Below are 18424 nucleotides of genomic sequence, written 5' to 3'. Positions count from 1 at the left end.
CCCGGCCTGCGTCGGCCGGTTGTAGTATGGCGTGCGAAGCAGAATCGCATTGGCGCCAGCCTGGCTTGCCCGCTCGACCTCTTCGATCGAGGCTGTCGTGGCGTTGGTTCCCACAGCCGCCACGATCCGGAATGTCGGACCTGCAGCCTCGCGAACGATTGCAACGATGTTGCAGCTCTCCTCCGGGGTCAATGTCGCGCACTCTCCCGTCGCCGTGCCGACGACGACGCCGGAGGCTCCCTGGGCGATCTGCCAGGAGACCAGTCGAGACAGCCCTTTACCGTCGATACGCGCCCCGTCGAAAGGCGTGACCAGCTCGGTGAACATGCCATGCAGCCAGTGGTTCATGGCGCGGCCCTCACAGCTCAAGCCGTACGCGCCGATGGCTTAGGCGGACGGCGCGTGGACGGTGGCTGGTCTCGAACTCCGCATAACGGATGGCGGCGTCGCGGTCAGTGAAGATGCCGCCGCCGCGCCCATGCGTCTCGATGGCGACCCAATGCCCCTCGGTATCGAGGCCCACCACGAAAGCGCAGGCAGATTTGGCGGTCGGTTGAAGATGTTGACCCATGGCCCTTTTGTTCCGAGCGGCCGGATCGGCCGCAACCGGACAGATAGGCATCGCCTGCGTAAAGGCTCCAGGCGGAAAACAGTGGCGTGCATCAAGCCCGCGTAAAGGGCGTCATCTCCTCAGCGGGTTGGGGTGAGACGTGTCTCAGTTTGAAATTCGCGCGCGCCATTTAGCCAGAGCCACCATGGCCCAGATGGCTTCAACCAAGCCGAACGGCCATGCGCCTTGCATGAAGCCATATGCGGAACCGAGTGCACAGGCGGCGGCAAAGGCAAGAGTGAACCATGCGCTGCGAGCCTCGAGCGCATAGCTTACCAACATCGCGGTCACGGCAAACAGCCCGAACGCGGTCAACGAATCCATTAGTCCGCCCCTGCTATTCTGCGTAAGGACCGCGCGTCAGAGCCGGCGTGCTGGCATACCTCATCCCGACGATATCCATCCCGTTCAAAAGCGCGCCCGGCAGGCTCGCCAGCATCGCCAGCGTGATGCGATGCGTCTCGCCACGGCCTAGGCAGATACCTGCCCAACTGATCCGGGCCGGAGATGCTGACGATCAAGAGCCAGAGCGAGAAGGTTCCTGACGATATCGACAAGGGTGCCTGGCTGGGTTGGACGTTCCTCCGGGTCGAATGCAAGCCCGATGACGGCTCGGCCTCCTGCCGAGGTCATCACCGGCCAGAAATCGAAACGCGAGGTATCGAACGGGTAGACGCCCGCGACGGAAACCTTGCCAGTGGTCAGCGACGATCGCGCCGCCTCGATGTCCACTTCGCCGAGATCGATCTTGCCACGCCTCAAGACGAGGTCGACTGAGACCTCCGACATCAGCATCACGACGACGGGAACCTGGAAGAGCGCTTCGAGTGCGTTGGCGGCGTTGGACAAGATCGCCTTTGCGTCGTCGGCCGCGACGATGTCTCGGCTATAGGACTGCACGACCGCTGCCTGCCGCCGCCCAAGCGCCGCATCGTCCGCCCTGCGGCGGGCGGTCGAGGCCACGGCGCTCGCGATAACTCCGACGACGAAGAGCAGGCCGATCGCCCAGATATTCGCAGGGTCGTCGACGCGGAGCGTGAAGCGCGGCTCGGTCAGAAAGAAATTATAGGAAAGAGCCCCGAGGATCGCCGAGCACAGCGAGGGGCCGAGGCCAAAGCCGACGGCCGCGATGAGCACGGGCACGACAAAGACAAGGGACAGGTTCGGGATCGTCACCGCGCTGTCGAGCCCGACTGCCACCACGGTTGCGATGGCGGTCATCGCGAGCGCAACGAGATATCGAACGATGATCGGCAGGTCGAAGAGTTGCAAAGCTGGCAGCGGTTCGGTGTCCGACAGAAGCTTGAACTCGCCCGAAGACCCCAGAGTGCTCATGGCAATGTCCCTTTATGCCGGTGCGCATGTTCGTCGTATCGCTGCTCGTGCAGCCGTGCTCTCGACCTTCGCTCAGCGGGGCGCCGCACAATAAACCCACGCCGCCAGGATGCCGGCCAGCAGGAGCAGTACGGCAAAGGACCGCAACAGGGCGCGCACGCTACCGTCGAGTGGTCTATTGCGGCGTATGGCTTGATATGCCGCCTCGCGCCGCCGCCTCAGGGAGGCTTCATAGGTGGCCATTTCGACCTCCGTCTTCGGCAGCGGATGATCGGCGATGTCTGCGTTAAATCGCTATGCAGGCCATCGTCCAGCTGCATAAAACCGATATAAGGACCCCATGGCCAAACACGCCTTATCGCGGGGTGGAGCAGCCTGGTAGCTCGTCAGGCTCATAACCTGAAGGTCGTTGGTTCAAATCCAGCCTCGCAACCAAATCTCAAGCCAAAACTTAGCCAAGCCGCCCCCAAAAGGGCGGCTTTTTGCGTTCCGGGCTAGCCGCCACGATGGCGCGCCTTGCGTCCGGGCGCGTGGTCGAGGCATTCCGGATCGACGCTGCCCGTGCTGGTGTGCGGTCTGCTATCTTGAAGGCCTCAGCGAGGAGCTTTGCGCCGTCGACAGGCGAACTCCATCTTCAAATCGGGGCCGCGTGGCGGCGATGTTGAGGATCCAGGTGATTGTGGGCAGCGTCCGGCAGCGGCGGGTATGGCCTACTCATGCCTTGAGCATGTCGATTACGGCGCGCAGCCCCGCGGAAAGGTAGCGTCGGCTCGGATAGTAGAGAAACAGGCCGTTGTCCGGGGCGCACCAGTCATCAAGGCACCGGATGAGCGTCCCGCTCACCAGATGCTGCATCACGCGATTATCCCAGACATAGGCCAGCCCGCAGCCCTGTAGCGCCGCCTCGACCATCAGTTCCTGGTCATCGAGGGTGATCGGGCCGCCGACCTCGACGTCGATCTCTTCGCCATCTTTTTCGAATTGCCAATTATATATTGCACCACTTGGAAACCGATATCGAATACATGAGTGCTCGCGAAGATCAGCCGGTTTCAGGGGGATCTCGCGTCCGTTGAAGTAGTCTGGCGAGCCAACGACCGAGAAGCGTAGGGTCGGCTTGATGTGCACGGCTATCATGTCCTGCAACAGACGCTCGCCGAAGCGGATTCCCGCATCAAAGCCGTCCTCCACGATGTCGACCAAGCGATCGGTCGCCACGAGATCCAAATGCAAGCCGGGGTTCTGTTTGAGCAAGGGACCCATGACATTGCGCAAGACAAAGGGGGCGATGGAGTTCGGAATGTTGATCCGCACCGTTCCGAACGGCGTGCCGCGGAATGAATTAAGGCTGTCGAGCGCCCGCTCGATTTGACCGAATGCGGGGCTGAGCTCCGTCAAGAACCGCTGTCCTGCCTCGGTCAGCGAGACGCTACGCGTGGTCCGGTGAAACAGGCGGATCCCGACACGCTCCTCAAGGCTACGGATCGTGTGACTGACGGCCGAGGCCGCTACACCGCGCTCGACGGCGGCCTGCTTGAAGCTCTTGAAGCGTGCGACAGCCAAGAAGGTCGCAAGTTCCGCCAACTCCGTCCCGTGCATGTCGCTGCTCCGATGAAAAATACGCCCGGCTGCACCTCCGGCAGAAATTAGTATGCTTCATTCACTACTCTAATAGAAATTCGTCATCTAATCATATCTGTTTGGGCCCTCTAGAACAAAGGGCGCCGGCACACAGGCCCATCGATTGGCGCCTAGGCTGGGCGGCGTTTGCAACGGATGGAGACCTGAATGAGCGATAATCGCGTGAAGACGCTCGAAGGTAGAGTGGCCCTCATTACCGGAGCCAGCTCCGGTATCGGCCGCGCCGCCGCCATCGAACTCGCCCGTCGTGGCGCCAAGGTGATCGCCAGCGCCCGCCGCGGCGCCGAGATCGAGGCCCTGGTGGCGGAGATCACGAACGCGGGTTTCGAGGCTACCGCCGTCGTCGCCGACGTCAACGTCGAGGAGAGCGTCATCGAGCTCGTTGCCAAGACGATCTCGATCTACAGCCGCGTCGACATCGCCTTCAACAACGCCGGTACCGAAGGCGCGTTTTCGCCCTTCGTCGAGCAAACTAACGAGACCTACGACACCATCTTCAACGCGAACGTGCGCGGTGTGTTTTGGTCGATGAAGCACGAAGCCAAGGCTATGTTGGCGCAGGGCGGCGGTACGATCATCAACAACGCCTCGATGGGTGGTGTGATCGGCTTCGCCAACGCTGGCCTCTACATCGCAAGCAAGCACGCGGTTCTCGGCCTCACCAAGACTGCGGCGATCGAGCTGTTCAAGCAAGGTGTCAGGGTGAACGCGATCAATCCGGGCATCATCGACACGCCGTTTCAGGACCGCATTTGGCCGAGCTCCGATGCGAAGTACGCCTTCGCCGCCACGACGGTGCCTGGCCGCGTTGGCACTCCGGAAGAGGTCGCAACCGTCGTTGCCTTTCTGGCCTCGGACGACGCTTCGTTCATCTCGGGCCACGGCCTCCTGATCGACGGTGGCTATTCGATCGCCTGATCGGCCATCCCGCTGTTTCGCCATCGCAGCGAAAACGCTGCGATGGCGAAACATAGCAACCCGACAATCTTGGTTCTTAGAGAGGCAACATCAACGTGCTCAAGAAAATCACACTCAGCGCTGTCGTCGCCGCAGGGGTTTGCCTTTCGTCACACGCGGCGAGGGCCGAGATCGCCCTGCAGCCCAGCCCGAACGGTGAAGTCGCCCTCGTCGTCAACTTCGAGGTCAAGCCCGGCACTGAAGCGGAGTTCGAGCGCCTCTTCCGTCGCTCTGTGACCTGCTCGCGCCTCGAGCCCGGCAACATCACGTTCAACGTCCACAAAATCCTGGGCGTCGAGCGCAGCTACGTCCTCTACGAGGTTTGGCGCAACGAGGCTGCAGTGAACAGTCATTTCGCCCGCTCCTACACCGTCGCGCTGTTCTCGATGTTCGAGCGCAACTTGGCCCGCCCGATCACCGAAGGCGGTCTGCGCTTCGCCCAGGACCTCGACCCGCAGCCGCGCTCCGCGCCGGCCACCACTGGCCCGGACTCGCGCGCCGAATGCCGTTGATCTCGGACGAACTCCACCTGACCCTAGCGGAGCGGAACCCAACACAATCGGAGACGACACAATGACCGCGCAATCCCTTTCCGCCGTCCCGCCGCCCTCAAATGGCGCCCAGCTCACGCTCGTGGCGTTCGTCCGCGCGAAGAAGGGTATGGGCGACGAACTTGGCCGTCGCCTGTCGACGCTCGTCGAGCCGGCCCGCGCCGAGCCTGGCAACATCAACTACGACCTCCACCGCTCGCACGACGACCCCGACGTCTGGATGCTCTACGAGAATTGGAAGGACGCATCCGACCTGAACGAGCATTTTGAGCTGCCGTACATGAAGGCGTTCGTCGCCGCGCTTCCCGAGGTGCTCGAAGGCGAGATGGACCTGCGCCGCTGCGCGATGGTCACGACCGTCGCCCCGAGCGTTTGACCGCTTGCCGTGCTCGGCGAGCACTTCGGCGTGGTTCTAGCTGAGGTCGGTGCGGAGAAGCCCTCTGATAAATTCCACGGCAGGCCTGGACCGCCGGTCGCATGATCGGACCCAAGTCCCCTCGTAAGCCGAAACATATGCGGGCCGCTCGCCCTCGCTGCGGCATGACCGCTGGATCTGCGATCTCGCGATGTTGGATCTCGCGATCGGCCGCGAGCCACGCGGATGTGACCGCGTTCGCCTTTGCGCGGCCGAAGCCGGCGGCAGCGATGCCTCGCATGGGCAGCATGGGACAAGCGCTGTCGTAAACGGCTTCGGAACCTGCCGAGGAGCGCTTTCGGCCTGCTGCGGGCACTTTCAGCTTCGGCGGCTTTTGACGCCTGACCGGCTGATAATTCACAGCCCTTGCCACGCCTCGCCAGAGTTCAAAATGGGCGCGTTGCCGTGGACGCGCTCCGGCGATTTACCATCTGTTAACCATCCGCCGATACACCGGAGCTACCGAAAATTTACCAAGATGACCGCCGTGTTAACCAAACCCAGGCCGATCCGCCTCAAGGGGCGCTCCTACCTTGCGCTCACGCTGACCCCCGAGCTGCCCATCGAGGACTGGCTGGTGCGGCTCGATGAGCTGGCTGCGCTGTCCGCCGGGTTCTTCCTGAGGCGGCCGGTCGTGCTCGATGTCGAAGGCCTTGACCTCGACCGCGCGCAGCTCCGCGCGCTCGTCGATGAGCTGTGCACGCGCAATGTCCGAATCATGGGCATTGAAGGCGCCCGCACCTCATTGCTCGGTACGGATCTGCCGCCTGCGATATCCGGCGGGCGCTCGACATCGGATATCGAAGCGCCGGTCGCCGAGCCGATCAAGGAGGTGGCCGTGTCCGAGAGCATCATTCGCTCCGACCCGCTGCCGATCAAGACCACGCCTTCGATCATCGTGACCCAGCCCGTGCGCTCCGGTCAGTCGCTGTTCTTTCCCGAGGGCGACGTCACCATCATCGGGTCGGTCGCATCCGGCGCGGAAATCGTCGCGGGAGGTTCCATCCATGTTTACGGCACGCTCCGGGGACGAGCGCTGGCCGGCACGATGGGCAATGCGTCCGCACGCATCTTCTGCAGCAAGCTCGAAGCGGAGCTCCTCGCCATCGACGGCTTCTACAAGACGGCCGAGGACATGGAACCCGAACTGCGCGGCAAGGCCGTCCAGATCTGGCTCGAAGGCGAAACATTCAAGGTCGGATCGCTCGCCTAGAGCATTGCGCGAAAGTGGGTACCGGCTTTTCGCATGAGCAATGCTCTCAATTTTTAGAATCGCTCACGGCGCATCACTACAAACAGGAGAGGTCTATGGGCAAAGTCATCGTGGTCACATCCGGCAAAGGCGGCGTCGGCAAAACGACGTCCTCCGCGGCACTGGGGGCTGCTCTTGCAAAGAGCGGCGATAAGGTCGTGGTCGTGGATTTCGATGTCGGCCTGCGCAATCTCGATCTCGTCATGGGCGCTGAAAGACGAGTGGTCTACGACCTCGTCAACGTGATCCAGGGCGAAGCCAAGCTGACGCAGGCGCTCATCCGCGACAAGCGGGTCGAGACGCTTTACCTGCTGCCGGCTTCGCAGACACGCGACAAGGACAACCTCACGCCGGAGGGCGTCGAGAAGGTCGTCAGTGCCCTGAAGAGCGTCTTCGACTGGGTCATCTGCGACAGCCCGGCCGGCATCGAGCGCGGTGCGACGCTGGCCATGCGCCATGCCGACGTGGCCATCGTCGTGACCAATCCGGAGGTCTCCTCGGTCCGCGATTCCGACCGCATCATCGGCCTGCTCGATTCCAAGACGCTCAGGGCCGAGAACGGCGAGCATATGGAGAAGCATCTCCTGCTCACCCGCTACGACTCGGCCCGCGCCGAACGTGGCGACATGCTGAAGGTCGACGACGTCCTCGAAATCCTGTCGATCCCGCTGCTCGGCATCATCCCGGAAAGCATGGACGTGCTGCGCGCGTCCAATCTCGGCTCTCCCGTCACCCTCGCCGATGATCGCAGCGCGCCGTCGATTGCCTATTTCGAGGCGGCGCGCCGGCTCAAGGGCGAAAACCTGCCGATCATGATCCCGGGCGAAAAGCGCGGCTTCTTCGGCAAGATCTTCGGAAGGAAAGCGGCATGAATTTGCGTCGCCTGTTTTCCCGCACCCAGTCGGCCCCTGCCGCCCGCGAGCGATTGAAGGTTCTCCTCGCCCATGAGCGCGCGGCGGTCGGTGATTCCGACCTGGTCTCCAAGCTGCGGGACGAAATCCTGCGCGCCATCTCGATGCATATGCAGATCGATCACGACAAGGTCACCGTGAAGATGGAGCGCGGCGCGCAATATTCGACGCTCGCCGTCGACGTCGAGATCCCGTTCGACGCAGCCAAGAAGGCGGCCTGACGGCCGCCTTCCCCCGCGCCATGAAAACCGCTGGAGGGGACGTCCTCGCCTCGCAGTTTCGGGGATAGCCTCCGATAGCTGCGAGGCCTTTGGACGCCGGGCGAAGCCTAAACGGTAAGGGCCGCCCTCAGCCGTTCCAAATCGTCGATCAGACGATTGCCCTTCATTGCAGCTTCTGGTTCAGAGCATCGCGCAGGCCGTCGCCGAGGATATTGAAGCAGAGCACGACGACGAAAATGGCGAGGCCCGGAAACAGGGTCAGGTGATCGGCGACGCCGAGATAGCTGCGCCCATCCGCCAGCATGGCGCCCCATTCGGAGCTTGGCGGTTGCGCTCCCAGCCCAATGAAAGACAGCGCCGCACCGACGAGGATCGCCGAGCCGATGCGCAGGCTCATATAGACGATCACGGCCGGCAGGGCTCCGGGCAGGATATGGTGAAGGATCAGCTTGAACCTGGACACGCCGATGCTCTGAGCCGCCTGAACATATTGAGTCTGCTTCAGCACCAACGTGCTGCCGCGGACGAGCCGGGCGAAAACCGGCACGCTGAACACCGCCACCGCCCAGATGACGTTTCCCACTCCCGGCCCCAGCAGCGCCACCACGGCGATGGCCAGCAGGAGGCCGGGAAAGGCGAACAGCACGTCGCATAGCCGCATCAGCAGCGTGTCGACCCAGCCGCCGCTCCAACCGCTGACAAGCCCCATGATTGTGCCGATGAAGCCGCCGGCAAAGGCCGAGATCAGGCCCACGGCCAGTGAGACGCGGCCTCCCCAGATGATCCGGCTCAGGATGTCGCGGCCATAGGAGTCGGTGCCGGCAAGATGGGCCCAGGTCGGCGCTTGCAGGAGCGCATCGTAGTCGGCGGCGGCCGGATCGTAAGGCGCGATATACGGCGCAAACACCGCTGCAAAGACGATGAGAGCAATAATAGCCGCAGCCAGAAGCGCTGTGTGCCTGCGGCGAAAACGCCGCCAGAATTCCCGAGCGGGTGAGCGGATGGCGGGCGTCGTCATGATCGCAACCGGATCGCCGGGTTCAGCACGCCGTAGAGGAGGTCGACCACGAGGTTTATCAGCACGAACTCGGCGGAAAGAAGCAGGATCAGCGCCTGGATCACGGGGTAGTCGCGGAAGGAGATGCTGTCGACGAGCAGACGGCCTAGGCCCGGCCAGGCGAACACCGTCTCGACCACGATCGCGCCGCCCAGCAGCGTCCCGAATTCCAGCCCCGTCAGGGTCACGACTGGAATCAGCGCGTTGCGCGCCGCGTGGCGCCAGATCACGCGGCGTTCGGTCAGGCCCTTGCTGCGCGCCGTGCGGACGAAATCTTCGCCGGCAACATCGACGAAGGCCGAGCGCGTGAAGCGGGCAAGCACCGCAGCCACCCCGACGCCGAGCGTGAAGGAGGGCATCAGCAGCGAACGCCAGCCGTCATAGCCACCGGTCGGCAGCCAGCCGAGATGCACCGAAAACAGATCGATCAGCAGCAGCCCGAGCCAAAAGCCTGGAAAGGACAGGCCACCGATCGCCACCAGCATGGCCGCCTGGTCCTGCCATCGCCCGCGTTTGACCCCGGCCCAGACGCCAAGCAGACCCCCCGTCAGGGTCGCCCAGCCCATCGCTGCCAGAGTGAGCCACAGGGTCGGCAGGAAGCGCGCCCCGATAACCGCGATCACGGGTTCATGCGTGCGGCTGGAGACGCCAAAATCGCCGTGAAGGGTCGCCCCGGCATAACGCAGATACTGCTCCCAGATCGGCCGGTCGAGCCCGAGCGCTTCGCGCGCGGATGCCACCTCCTGTTCCGTCGCATCCGCACCCGCCACCAGACGCGCCGGATCGCCCGGCAGCAGCCGGACGAAGCCGAAGACGAACAGCGACACGGCAAACAGCACCGGCACCGCGCCGATGAGCCGCTTCAGGAAGAAGATGGGCATCGGCTCTCATCCTTTCCGCGGGTCAGTGCGGCGCGCATCGCATTCTCCTCAATAGAGACCTCCCACTCGGTGCCGGGCGACATAATGGTCAGGCCCGACCTGAACGAGCGGAGCGACCTCCGGCACGTCGTCCAATGCCCGCAGCGGGCTTGGCACTTCGCTGTCGTCGATCGCGACCTCCTCGCGGCGTCGCGCGGGATCGGGCACCGGCACGGCGTCGAGCAGCCGCCGCGTATAGGCGTGCTGCGGCGAGGCGAGCACGGCCTGGCGTGGTCCGATTTCGACGATTTGCCCGAGATACATCACCGCAACACGATGGCTTATCCGCTCGACCACCGCCATGTCGTGCGAGATGAACAGGCAGGCGAGGCCGAGCTTTCGCTGCAGATCCATCAGCAGGTTGACGATCTGCGCGCGGATCGAGACGTCGAGCGCCGCGACCGCCTCGTCGGCGATGATCAGCCGCGGCTCCGAGGCCAGCGCACGCGCGATTCCGACGCGCTGGCACTGGCCGCCCGAGAGCTCGTGAGGATAGCGCGAGACGAAGGCGCGCGGGAGGCCGACGAGTTCGAGCAGCTCTTCGACGCGGCGGATGACGGCCGGCCCCTCGAGGAGGCCATGGGTGCGTATCGGCTCCGCCACGGAAAAGCCGACTGTGAGGCGCGGATCGAGCGCGCTGAACGGATCCTGGAAGACATATTGGATGCCGCGCCGCAAAGCCCTGTCTGCAGCGCTGTTCGCGGCCGCGGCGAGAACATCCTCGCCCTGGAACAGGATGCGCCCTGAGGACGGCTCTTCGAGACGCACGATGCTGCGCCCGAGCGTGCTCTTGCCGCAGCCGCTCTCGCCGACCAGCGCGAGCGTCTCGCCGGGGCGGATATCGAGGCTCACCTGCTCGACGGCATGGATCCGGGCCCGGACGCGGCCGAGCATGCCCCTGATGTCGAACCGCGTGACGAGGTCGTGCAGCTCCAGCACCGGCGCTGCGGCTGCCACGGTATCCTGCGGCCCGGTCGGCGCGGGCGGCTCCGGGAACGGCACTGGCAGGGGCTCTTCGTTGAGGCTGCCGAGCACCGGCACGGCGGCGAGCAGGCTGCGCGTATAGGGGTGGGCAGGCGTGGCGAAGAGCGCGCCGACCTCGCCCTCTTCGAGACGTTCGCCGGCACGCATCACCACGACGCGGTCGGCGAGTTCGGCGACGACGCCCATGTCATGGGTGATGAACAGCAGGCCGGTGCCGAGGTCGCGCTGGAGGTCGCGCAGCAGGCGCAGCACCTGGGCCTGGACTGTCACGTCGAGAGCCGTCGTCGGCTCGTCTGCGATGAGAAGCCGCGGCTGGCTCGCCAGCGCGATGGCGATCATCGCCCGCTGCCGCATGCCGCCCGAGATCTCGAACGGATAGGCGCGCAACTGCCGGTTTGCATCGGGAATACGGACACGCTCGAGCAGGCGCTGCGCCTCGGCGAGAGCGGCCGTCCAGTCGAGCTGGCGGTGCTGCACGATGGCTTCGGCGATCTGGTCGCCGATCCGCATGACCGGGTTGAGCGAGCTCATCGGCTGCTGGAACACCATGGCGATCTCGGGGCCGCGCAGTCCCCGCATCGTCTCCGCATCTTCCTGCGCGAGATCGAAGACCGTGCCGCCATTGTCGCGATAGAGGATGCGGCCCGTATCGATCCGGCCGGACCCATAGTCGAGAAGCCGGGTGATCGCCAGCGAGGCGACGGACTTGCCGGAGCCTGATTCACCGACCAGCGCCACGGTCTCGCCCGGCCTGACCGTCAGCCCAAGCCCGCGAACCACGGTTGTGCGACCTCTGTCAGCGGGAAAGCTGACAGAGAGATCCTGGACGTCGAGCAGTTCCGGCTCGCCCATGGGGAGCAACCCCTATTTCAGGTCTGCGTCCTCATAGCTCAGCGCCGTATCGGGCTGCTGCGCGAGACCTGTCAGGCGCTTGTCGCGGCCGGCCACCAGCGTGTTGACCGAGAGGAAGATCCAGGGCGCCTCTTGCCAGACCACTTTCTGGACTGCGTCATAAGCAACCTTGCGCTCCGCGGGATCGGCCGTGGACAGCCCCTTCAGAAGCGCTGCATCGACCGCGTCGTTCTTGAAATAGGCGAGGTTGTAGAGCGCCGGCGGATAGCTGCGGCTCGACAGCAGCGGCCGCAGCGCCCAGTCGGCGTCACCGGTCGAAGGCGCCCAGCTGCCGAAGAACATGCGCACCTCGGCTTCCTCCGGGGTCTTGGCCCCCCAGAGCCGCGTGGTCGCGACGCCGGCCTCGAGCGGGTTGACCGCGACCTTCACGCCGACGACGGCGAGCTGCTGCTGCAGGAACTGCGAGGCCCGGTTGTTCAGCGTGTTGCTGAAATTCCAGATCTCGGTCTCGAAGCCGTTCGGATAGCCGGCTTCCGCCAACAACTGCTTGGCCTTGGCGGGATCATAGGGCCAGACGCCCTGCTTGCTGTAGAAGGCGATGCCCGGCGCCACCGGCGCATCCATGGGGATGCCGAAGCCGTTATAGACGACCTTGATGAAAGCCGTCTTGTCGATCGCATAGTTCAGGGCCTGACGGACGCGCGGATCGTCGAACGGCTTCTTGCGGGTGTTGAGGGCGACATACTGGATCACGATCGACGGCGTCTTGTCGATGGCGAGGCGCTCGTCGCGCTCGATGAGCTGCACCGTCTCGGGCGGCAGGGGAAACACGAACTGCGCTTCGCCCGAACGCAGCAAGGCCAGCCTTGCGCCGCTTTCGGGCACGCTGCGGATCGTGACGCCATCGAGCTGCGGCAGGCCCTGGCGCCAGTATTGCGGGTTGCGCGCGGCCTTGAGCGTGTCGGGCGTCCAGCTGGTGAAGATAAAGGGACCCGTGCCGACCGGGTGGCGCGAGATCTCGGAGCCGTATTGCGCGATGGCTTTGGGGCTCAGGATGGAGGCCCCGGTATGGGCGAGATAGTTGAGCAGCACGCCCGATGGCGCCTTGAGGACGAGACGGATGGTGAATTCGTCGACGACCTCGACCTTGTCGACGGCCTCCAGCAGGCTCTGACGCTTGAGATGGTTGGCCGGGTCGCGCAACCGGTCGTAGTTCAGCTTCACCGCGGCAGCATCGAAGGATGTGCCGTCATGGAATGTGACGCCGCGCCGCAGGTGGACGGTGTATTGGGTCGAGTCGCTGTTGACCTCGGTGCTCTCGGCGAGCACCGGAACAAGCTTCAGATCGCGGTCGAAGCCATAGAGCCCCTGGAAGAAAAGCCGGCTGGCCGAGAGCGAGACCGAGTCATTGAGATCGGTCGGGTCGAGACCGAGGATGTTGTCGCCGACACCGACCGTGATCTGCCCGGCCGCAAGCGACGGGCTGGCAAGCCCCAGCGCGGCGACAACGGCCAAGGACCGAAAAGCAGTGCTGATACGAGCGAACGATATCGGCATGAAAGCGACTCCAGATCGTTCTTAAAAAAGAACAGCTGTGAGGTTTTACGATTTCGCCGTAGCTGAAGTCCATGGCATCAAGCGCAATCGCGCTTCCAATTTTCAACATGCCGGAGAAAAATGTTCTTTATGTCGGTCGAGGCGCAGGGACCAAGCCGCTGGACTCTGATGACGCGTGGTTCCGAGCAAAATCACCCTTCTTTGGCCTCTGATGATGTCAGCCGGAACCACGCCGTCATTCCGGGGCAGGCCGCAGGCCTGAGCCCGGAACCCAGAACCTCGGGTAGCGACGACATAAGCGCCGCTGATGACGGCACCTCATTCCCAGCCTCATCGGTTCTGGGTTCCGGGCTCTACGCTTCGCGTAGCCCCGGAATGACGGTGTGTTTCCGAGCATGAACGGCCTGCTCTAGCTCCAATCCGCCGGCGGAAAGCTTGGGTCGCCGTAGGGATAATAGTCCGTCAGCGTGAGATTTTCGTAGGGCAGCGCCTGGAGATGCACCGTGCCCATGAACGGTTGCGGCGGTTCGACCAGAAGGATCGTCGGGGCAAAACCGCTATCGTCGAAGCCGCGGCGGAAATGCGCGCGCGACTTGATCGCGATCACATCGAATTCATCGGGCTTGAAGCCAAGCTGCCAGAGTTCCGACGGCTCCATGATCTGGACGAGATAGGGGCTCAGCACCACGACATTGCCCTTGCCGAAGCTGACGCAGATCCATTCATTGCCAGTGCCTCGCGTCGTCGTGGCGTGGCTGAGATAGCGTATCGTCCCGGCGATGCGGACGGGCTCGCCGGCCGATTCATCGAACAGGCCGCCGATCTCCGCATCAAACGCATCACCCGGCTTGGCCCCGGTTGCCAGCACCGAGCGAATGATATCGGGCGAGGCGATCGTGGCGATCAGGGTCCGTTCGAGCCTCTCGGTGATGATCTCCTGCAGCAGCCAGGTCGCGTAGCCCGAGCGGTCGCTATAGTCGGCGAGCACGACGGGGGCTTTGCCTGACGTCACGGCCTCGCGGGCCAGTGCGACGCCCTGCTTCATCGTGTGGATCTTGACGGTGTTGAGCAGCGCCTCGCGCCGCCGCCAGGTCCATTCCGCCATGTCGCGAATGACGCGATCGGCAAGGGCTGGGTCGTTATTGGTCAGAACCTGGAGCCCCATGCCGGCATCGGGCACGTCCGACCAGGGAAAGCCGAAGAACACATTGACGAAGACATCGGGCTCTCGCGCCTCCCAGATCAACGCCCGCTGGATGAGGTCGGACCAGGGCGAGGCGCCGGTCCACATCACCACGGTCGGAGCGATGATCGGAATCCGGACCGTGCGATGCAGCGGTTTGAAGCTGCCGCGGATCGCCCTGACCAGCATGCGCGCCGCGCGCTCGCCCTGCAGATGCATGTCGTAATGGGGGAAGTATTTGACGGTGAAGGCCATGTCGGCCTGCTCCAGAAACGCCTCGTCCTCATTGCCATGGGGGTCGAAGGTCGCGGAGATGAAGACTTCCCTGCCGACCACCTCGCGGACGCGCCGCGCGATATCGGCTTCGGGGCGCGGCACGCCGCGCACGGCCAATGCGCCGTGAAGCGCCAGATAGACACCGTCGAGCCCCTGCTGCGCCTTCAGTTCCGCGATCATGATGCGCAGGAAATGCTCATAGGCGTCTTGGGTGATCCAGCCCGACCCCGTGCCGGTGCGCGGCCAGAGCGGGGAGGTGATGCCGATCAGCTCGACATCGTCATATTCGCGCGCCACCTGCACGAAGCCGCCCATATAGCCCTTCGGGTCGGTGGTGAGCAGCGCTTCGCCGCCGGCCGGCGAGCCCGGATAGATGAAGTCCTCCCGCGTCGTGTCGTTGGGGAGGAAGGTGACGGTCTCATGGGCGAATTGCAGGACTGCGATACGCATAGGGAGCTGCCTCACGCCGGCTTCACGTCGTAGAACTGGGCAAAGCCGTTGCGCATGCCGGTCAGCCCGCGATAGGCCGTCTTCTCGTAGTAGGCGCCGAGCGGGATATAGGGCACGTCGGCGAAGAACTGTTTCTGGATCTCGGCGCAGATCGCCTTCTGGGCCGCAAGGTCCTTGGCGACGAACCACTCGGCGCGCAGATCTTCCAGGCGCTGCGATTTCGGCCAGCCGAACCAGGCCTGGTCGCCATTGCCGCGGATGCCGAGCTGACTGGCCGGATCGAAATTATTGGTGCCGTTCAGATAGGTGAAGAAGATATTCCAGCCGCCCTTGTCTGTGGGCTGCCGGCTGGCGCGGCGCTGGACCACGGTGCCCCAGTCGCTCGAGATCAGATCCACGTTCATGCCGCATTTCTGCAGCGCATCGGCCGCCACCATCGCCAGCGCGTGGGTCGAGGGATAGTCGGTCGGATCGAGCATCACCACGCGCTCGCCCTTGTAGCCGGCCGCCGCCAGTTCGCGTCTGACCTTCTCGAAATCGCGCTTGCCGACCAGGACATCCGTGCCGAGCGTCGTCGCCAGCGGCGTATCCGGGCTGAAGACGCCGACATGGTCCTTCCACATCGAGCGTTCGTCGCCAGCAACCGCAGTCATGTATTCGGTCTGGTCGATGGCGCCGAGCAGGGCCCGCCGGATGGAGGGATTGTCGAAAGGCGGATGCAGGCAGTTGAAGCGCAGGCAGCCGATGCCGCCAGCGGGATCGAGCCCTTCGATCTTGATTCCAGCCTTGCGCTTCAGCACGCCCAGCAGGTCCGGCGTCGGGTTCTGCCACCAATCGATTTCGCCGGCGCTGAGCGCATTGGCCGCCGTCGACGGGTCGGGCATGATGCGCCATTCGACGCGGTCGAAGAAGACGTGCTTGGGACCTGCGGTAAAGCTGGCGGAGCCGCCCGACCGCGGAACATAGCCGCTGAACTTCTCATAGACTGTCAGCGCGCCGGAAACCCGCTCGTCGGCCTTGAAGCGGAACGGACCGCTGCCGACCATCTCGGTCACCTGCTTATTGGGATCGGTGACCGCGAAGCGTTCCGGCATGATGCATGGCATGGAGGTTCCGGTCTTGCCGAGCGCTGCCGGCAGCAACGGGAAAGGCCGTTTCAGGCGGAACTTCACGACGCGGTCCGATTCAGCCGACAATTCGTCAGTCGCATCCATCAAGGCGCGACCGAAGGCGTCGCGGGCAGCGAAGCGGCGCACGCTCGGCACGACATCCTGCGCACGCACCGGCTCGCCGTCGTGGAAACGCAAGCCCTCGCGCAAAGTCAGCCGCCACAGCTTGCCGTCGTCCTCGACCGTATGGCCGGCCACCATCTGGGGCTCGATGTTATAGTCGCTGGTCTGCCCGTAGAGCGTATCGAAGACGAGATAGCCGTGGTTGCGCGTCACCGTCGCCGTCGTCCAGACCGGGTCGACAATCGCAACATCCGATTCAGGGACGAATTTCAGCAGCTTCGCCGGCTGCGCAAGGCTGGGCTTGGCCAGCGCCGATACGGCGGCGCCAGCCGCGGCGCCAAGAAATGTACGACGCCTCATGCCTGGAACCTTCCGTGTGAGCAGATGGAATGGTCGCGAACAGAGCGTCGCCGCGATGACGGTCGGCTGATCCTAGAGACGGATGATTTCAGATGGAATCAAAGAATGATCCCATCTGAAATCATCCGTCTCTCATCCAAGAGTGAGAGCAGGATGCGAAAACCGGTGCCCACTTTTTCGCATCCTGCTCTGGAAGCGACCACAATCCGGTCGATCACGAATGTTCGGTTCGAGGCAAATCTTCAACGTGGCTCACCAGGCGCTTGAGGCAGTTTCATGAAATTTGAGATTGCTTCAATAATGGTTGTGGTGTGCCTGAGCGTCAGCTCACGTTCCCGCTTAAGTTGAGATTCTGCGTGATCGAAGACGCCGGCTCATATTGGATTCTGCGCAAGGCGCTATCGGGAGATCGAGTGTGGTGTGCAGCGATCCGCGTTGGCCTTCATGAAAAAAGGGTGGCTGGCCCTATCGATTTGCATTGCCGCTGGTGTGATCGCCTTCGCAGCTGACCCGCTGCGGGGTGCCTTTCTGGGAGCCATTTCCGGCACCACGACAGACCCGCGCTCGCTCGGGTTGATGCGAAACGCCAGCATGGTTCCGGTCCGTGCGACTTTGAGGACGGACATCCTGATGGATACGCCCCCGCCAGGCGGCGGCAGCAACCGGCTGACCAAAGGGGATTTCCGGCTCACCTTCGAGGCGCCTGCAGCCTATTACAGCGCCATCGGCAAACCCGCTGCCGAGCGGGGAATGCAGGCCGTTGCCTTCAATTTCTGGAGCAGGACGGGCGATCCCGTTGGACCGGATCTCATCGAGCAGTCCCGACTCTGCAAGCTCCACAAGAGGGAGGCCTTGCCATGCCCGGGCGACCCTGTCGCCAAGCGGCATGAGGCAGGCGAGTGGGAAGTCGAAGTGGAGATGTTCAACGGCGTCGCTACGCCCGCCGAGCGCTTTCGTCTCCGCGTGGCCCAATTGATCCGGGCCCGATCGATCACGGAAGCATGCACCGTCTACGACGATCCTCAACTCGCGATGACGGTCGTGACCGTTCCTGAGGCCGACTACCCGCCTCCAGTCGATGGATACGTGCGGCTACCGAAGTTTTGCAGTGGTATTTACATCATGTACGGCGACCGCGGTCGATATCGTGGCGAAGATGCGCCGCGCTATTTCCCGCCGCGCGTCTTCTACAAGTTCAACGAGGCCGGCGAATTTCGCTTTCGGGTCAGTTGCGATGCATTCGGCTCACATCAAATCTGCTGGATGAGCGTCGATTTCGGCAGTTGGTCCGGGCGAGTCGTGGTGCAGCCCGCCAAAGCTGCGGAATGGGACGCTGCCTACAGCGCAATCATGAATTTCCTGTCGCGGCATGTCGTGGCGCGGACAATCGATTAAGCAATTATATTGGAGAAATAGAATATCATCTTTCGTGTTTACGTCCGATTAGCGTATTTCATTGACCGGAGCCGAATTGAATCTGCTAACGAAACTAACAGAGAGTGGCGATAGGGCGGGATTTTACCTGGCGTACTACGAGATGACGGGAAATTCCGAGGCTCTTCTTACCTCAAAGATATCAACGTTTAGCGAGGCTACCGGCGGCATCGCTTTTGCTGCGAACTGGCTTCTGCAAGGTGATTTCCGAACCGTTCAGTCGGCT

At 63.4% G+C, this 18424-nt stretch carries 19 protein-coding genes and 1 tRNA gene (1 of these 20 only partly in view); 8 read left to right on the top strand and 12 right to left on the bottom strand.

The genetic code is table 11. The features are described from left to right. From RMR04_RS28665 to RMR04_RS28645, 5 genes are all read right to left on the bottom strand, one after another. Positions 1 to 348: the start of a dihydrodipicolinate synthase family protein gene (locus tag RMR04_RS28665; protein ID WP_311911913.1), read on the bottom strand. It extends 573 nt beyond the left edge of the window; only the first 348 of its 921 coding nucleotides appear in the window; its start codon is at positions 346 to 348; its stop codon lies beyond the left edge, outside the window. A 10-nt stretch (positions 349 to 358) separates the two neighbouring features. Next, positions 359 to 571 (bottom strand): hypothetical protein, encoded by a 213-nt coding sequence (locus RMR04_RS28660; protein ID WP_311911912.1) that lies wholly within the window; start codon positions 569 to 571, stop codon positions 359 to 361. A gap of 144 nt (positions 572 to 715) precedes the next feature. Then, on the bottom strand, positions 716 to 934 hold the full coding sequence (locus RMR04_RS28655; protein ID WP_311911911.1) for a hypothetical protein: 219 nt from the start codon (positions 932 to 934) through the stop codon (positions 716 to 718). A 147-nt stretch (positions 935 to 1081) separates the two neighbouring features. Further along, on the bottom strand, positions 1082 to 1945 hold the full coding sequence (locus RMR04_RS28650; RefSeq protein ID WP_311911910.1) for a DUF4118 domain-containing protein: 864 nt from the start codon (positions 1943 to 1945) through the stop codon (positions 1082 to 1084). A 72-nt stretch (positions 1946 to 2017) separates the two neighbouring features. Continuing rightward, a complete protein-coding gene (locus tag RMR04_RS28645; protein WP_311911909.1) occupies positions 2018 to 2188 on the bottom strand; it encodes a hypothetical protein in 171 nt (56 codons plus the stop codon). A 116-nt stretch (positions 2189 to 2304) separates the two neighbouring features. Here RMR04_RS28645 and RMR04_RS28640 point away from each other — a divergent pair. After that, positions 2305 to 2380 (top strand) — tRNA-Met (locus RMR04_RS28640). Positions 2381 to 2659: 279 nt separating this feature from the next. Here the strand turns inward: RMR04_RS28640 and RMR04_RS28635 are convergent. Beyond that, positions 2660 to 3544 carry a LysR family transcriptional regulator gene (locus RMR04_RS28635; protein WP_311911907.1) on the bottom strand — a complete coding sequence of 295 codons (885 nt, stop codon included), beginning with the start codon at positions 3542 to 3544 and terminating at the stop codon, positions 2660 to 2662. A gap of 189 nt (positions 3545 to 3733) precedes the next feature. On the opposite strand from RMR04_RS28635, the gene RMR04_RS28630 reads away from it, so the two are divergent. The 6 genes from RMR04_RS28630 (at position 3734) to minE (ending at position 7893) form a co-directional block, all read left to right on the top strand. Continuing rightward, a complete protein-coding gene (locus RMR04_RS28630) occupies positions 3734 to 4504 on the top strand; it encodes a glucose 1-dehydrogenase (protein WP_311911906.1) in 771 nt (256 codons plus the stop codon). A gap of 95 nt (positions 4505 to 4599) precedes the next feature. After that, positions 4600 to 5055 (top strand): putative quinol monooxygenase, encoded by a 456-nt coding sequence (locus RMR04_RS28625; protein ID WP_311911905.1) that lies wholly within the window; start codon positions 4600 to 4602, stop codon positions 5053 to 5055. A 61-nt stretch (positions 5056 to 5116) separates the two neighbouring features. Beyond that, complete coding sequence (locus tag RMR04_RS28620) at positions 5117 to 5470, top strand: putative quinol monooxygenase (protein ID WP_311911903.1); 354 nt, start codon at positions 5117 to 5119, stop codon at positions 5468 to 5470. 517 nt (positions 5471 to 5987) lie between these two features. After that, a complete protein-coding gene (gene minC, locus RMR04_RS28615; RefSeq protein ID WP_311915975.1) occupies positions 5988 to 6722 on the top strand; it encodes a septum site-determining protein MinC in 735 nt (244 codons plus the stop codon). A gap of 95 nt (positions 6723 to 6817) precedes the next feature. Next, on the top strand, positions 6818 to 7633 hold the full coding sequence (gene minD, locus RMR04_RS28610; protein WP_310159049.1) for a septum site-determining protein MinD: 816 nt from the start codon (positions 6818 to 6820) through the stop codon (positions 7631 to 7633). After that, positions 7630 to 7893, top strand: coding sequence for a cell division topological specificity factor MinE (minE, locus tag RMR04_RS28605; protein ID WP_069689375.1), 264 nt, complete (start codon positions 7630 to 7632; stop codon positions 7891 to 7893). Before minD ends, minE begins: the two co-directional genes overlap by 4 nt. A 163-nt stretch (positions 7894 to 8056) precedes the next feature. Here the strand turns inward: minE and RMR04_RS28600 are convergent, their stop codons facing one another. The 6 genes from RMR04_RS28600 to RMR04_RS28575 form a co-directional block, all read right to left on the bottom strand. Beyond that, positions 8057 to 8911 carry an ABC transporter permease gene (locus RMR04_RS28600; protein ID WP_311911901.1) on the bottom strand — a complete coding sequence of 285 codons (855 nt, stop codon included), beginning with the start codon at positions 8909 to 8911 and terminating at the stop codon, positions 8057 to 8059. After that, positions 8908 to 9831 (bottom strand): ABC transporter permease subunit, encoded by a 924-nt coding sequence (locus RMR04_RS28595; protein WP_311911900.1) that lies wholly within the window; start codon positions 9829 to 9831, stop codon positions 8908 to 8910. Before RMR04_RS28595 ends, RMR04_RS28600 begins: the two co-directional genes overlap by 4 nt. 48 nt (positions 9832 to 9879) lie before the next feature. Continuing rightward, positions 9880 to 11706: an ABC transporter ATP-binding protein gene (locus RMR04_RS28590; RefSeq protein ID WP_311911899.1), complete on the bottom strand. Its 1827-nt coding sequence runs from the start codon at positions 11704 to 11706 to the stop codon at positions 9880 to 9882. A gap of 12 nt (positions 11707 to 11718) precedes the next feature. After that, complete coding sequence (locus RMR04_RS28585) at positions 11719 to 13263, bottom strand: glutathione ABC transporter substrate-binding protein (protein ID WP_311911898.1); 1545 nt, start codon at positions 13261 to 13263, stop codon at positions 11719 to 11721. A 409-nt stretch (positions 13264 to 13672) separates the two neighbouring features. After that, the gene (locus RMR04_RS28580) at positions 13673 to 15172 is read right to left on the bottom strand and encodes a M81 family metallopeptidase (RefSeq protein WP_311911897.1); all 1500 of its coding nucleotides are present in this window, start codon (positions 15170 to 15172) and stop codon (positions 13673 to 13675) included. Positions 15173 to 15183: 11 nt separating this feature from the next. Then, the gene (locus RMR04_RS28575) at positions 15184 to 16764 is read right to left on the bottom strand and encodes an ABC transporter substrate-binding protein (RefSeq protein ID WP_311911896.1); all 1581 of its coding nucleotides are present in this window, start codon (positions 16762 to 16764) and stop codon (positions 15184 to 15186) included. 435 nt (positions 16765 to 17199) lie between these two features. Here RMR04_RS28575 and RMR04_RS28570 point away from each other — a divergent pair, with 435 nt between their 5' ends. Continuing rightward, entirely contained in the window at positions 17200 to 18159 is a 960-nt protein-coding gene (locus RMR04_RS28570) for a hypothetical protein (protein ID WP_311911895.1), read from the top strand. Positions 18160 to 18424: the final 265 nt, after the last annotated feature.

It is taken from the genome of Bosea sp. 685, from assembly GCF_031884435.1.
Classification (GTDB): domain Bacteria; phylum Pseudomonadota; class Alphaproteobacteria; order Rhizobiales; family Beijerinckiaceae; genus Allobosea.
Note: the sequence above shows the minus strand (reverse complement) of the source record. Positions and strands in the feature narration are given on the sequence as shown.

Coding starts and splice junctions, on each gene's coding strand:
- minE (WP_069689375.1), top strand. CDS start 7,630: ATGAATTTGCGTCGCCTGTTTTCCCGCACCCAGTCGGCCCCTGCCGCC.
- RMR04_RS28585 (WP_311911898.1), bottom strand. CDS start 13,263: ATGCCGATATCGTTCGCTCGTATCAGCACTGCTTTTCGGTCCTTGGCC.
- RMR04_RS28575 (WP_311911896.1), bottom strand. CDS start 16,764: ATGAGGCGTCGTACATTTCTTGGCGCCGCGGCTGGCGCCGCCGTATCG.
- RMR04_RS28580 (WP_311911897.1), bottom strand. CDS start 15,172: ATGCGTATCGCAGTCCTGCAATTCGCCCATGAGACCGTCACCTTCCTC.
- RMR04_RS28630 (WP_311911906.1), top strand. CDS start 3,734: ATGAGCGATAATCGCGTGAAGACGCTCGAAGGTAGAGTGGCCCTCATT.
- RMR04_RS28655 (WP_311911911.1), bottom strand. CDS start 934: ATGGATTCGTTGACCGCGTTCGGGCTGTTTGCCGTGACCGCGATGTTG.
- RMR04_RS28660 (WP_311911912.1), bottom strand. CDS start 571: ATGGGTCAACATCTTCAACCGACCGCCAAATCTGCCTGCGCTTTCGTG.
- RMR04_RS28590 (WP_311911899.1), bottom strand. CDS start 11,706: ATGGGCGAGCCGGAACTGCTCGACGTCCAGGATCTCTCTGTCAGCTTT.
- RMR04_RS28645 (WP_311911909.1), bottom strand. CDS start 2,188: ATGGCCACCTATGAAGCCTCCCTGAGGCGGCGGCGCGAGGCGGCATAT.
- minC (WP_311915975.1), top strand. CDS start 5,988: ATGACCGCCGTGTTAACCAAACCCAGGCCGATCCGCCTCAAGGGGCGC.
- RMR04_RS28650 (WP_311911910.1), bottom strand. CDS start 1,945: ATGAGCACTCTGGGGTCTTCGGGCGAGTTCAAGCTTCTGTCGGACACC.
- RMR04_RS28635 (WP_311911907.1), bottom strand. CDS start 3,544: ATGCACGGGACGGAGTTGGCGGAACTTGCGACCTTCTTGGCTGTCGCA.
- RMR04_RS28595 (WP_311911900.1), bottom strand. CDS start 9,831: ATGCCCATCTTCTTCCTGAAGCGGCTCATCGGCGCGGTGCCGGTGCTG.
- minD (WP_310159049.1), top strand. CDS start 6,818: ATGGGCAAAGTCATCGTGGTCACATCCGGCAAAGGCGGCGTCGGCAAA.
- RMR04_RS28600 (WP_311911901.1), bottom strand. CDS start 8,911: ATGACGACGCCCGCCATCCGCTCACCCGCTCGGGAATTCTGGCGGCGT.
- RMR04_RS28620 (WP_311911903.1), top strand. CDS start 5,117: ATGACCGCGCAATCCCTTTCCGCCGTCCCGCCGCCCTCAAATGGCGCC.